Annotated in this window: 1 protein-coding gene; it reads right to left on the bottom strand. The window is 32.2% G+C overall.

The window, feature by feature from the left end; all coding sequences use genetic code 11:
* Positions 1–1,025 (bottom strand): MATE family efflux transporter (locus tag WMO19_RS09795; protein ID WP_349171679.1); only part of this gene is annotated, 1,025 nt, incomplete at its 3' end.
* Between the last annotated feature and the right edge of the window lie 7 nt (positions 1,026–1,032).

Genomic DNA, 1,032 nt, shown 5'->3' with positions numbered 1-1,032 from the left:
ATATTCTTTGAAAATGCTAATGCTGGTATCCAAAATATTGATGCAAGAACTAATCCTCCGATAGAAAATACTTTCATAGCTTCTTTTACTCTGTCGTATTTTTTCGCTCCAAAATTTGTACCAACTACAGGTTGTAAACCTTGACTCATTCCCCAAAGTGGAATAAATGAAAAGGCATATATTCTAAGTGTTGCTGCCATCAAGATAGCATTTGTATCTCCGCCATATTTAAATGACATTTTATATAGCATTGTTTGTTGAATCATAAATAAAATTTGCATCATCATAGCAGATGACCCTACGCCAAACATTTCTTTTTTTATTTCCTGATCAGGTTTGATTTTATTTATTTTTACTGCTTTACTTTTATATTTGAAGTAATGGAGTGTTATTATCGCTTGAACAAATTGTGCTGTAATAGTTGCAAGTGCAGCCCCTTCTATTGCGTATTTTCCCATTAATTTCATTAGAATTGGATCAAGAATTATGTTTAAAAAAGCCCCTAGCCCCATAATGAGCATTGCTTTTTTCATTAATCCTTCTCCACGCATAACCATGTTTGCTGATTGAGTAAAGTTTACAAATAAAGAACCAATGAAAATTACTCGTAAATATCTGATACCATATTCTTTAATTTCTCCACTTGCTCCAACCATATCTAAAAAATGTGGTGCAAGTAAAATTCCGCCTATTGTAATAATTGATGAGAATAGAATAACCCAAAAGATTAAATTCCCCATAATTTTATCAACTGTTTTTTGGTCACCCTTTCCTATAGCTCTTGATAAAACTGATGCTGAACCTACACCTATGAGTGTAGATACTCCACTATTGAAAAAGGTAAGTGGCATAGCTACACCACAAGCTGTCATTGCTGTTTGTCCTATAATATTTCCTGCAAAAATTCCATCCATTAGTGGATAAAGACCTATTACTATCATTCCTATTACAGCAGGGATAGATAATTGAAAAAGTAAATCTATGGGTCTTTTTGTTAATAATTGTTCTTTCATATCTTGTTTCATAAAATCA

It is taken from the genome of Peptoniphilus hominis (ex Hitch et al. 2025) (assembly GCF_040096015.1).
GTDB classification, from domain to species: Bacteria; Bacillota; Clostridia; order Tissierellales; family Peptoniphilaceae; genus Peptoniphilus_A; species Peptoniphilus_A hominis.
The sequence above is the reverse complement of the archived record's forward strand: the minus strand, read 5'-3'. Positions and strand labels throughout refer to the sequence as shown.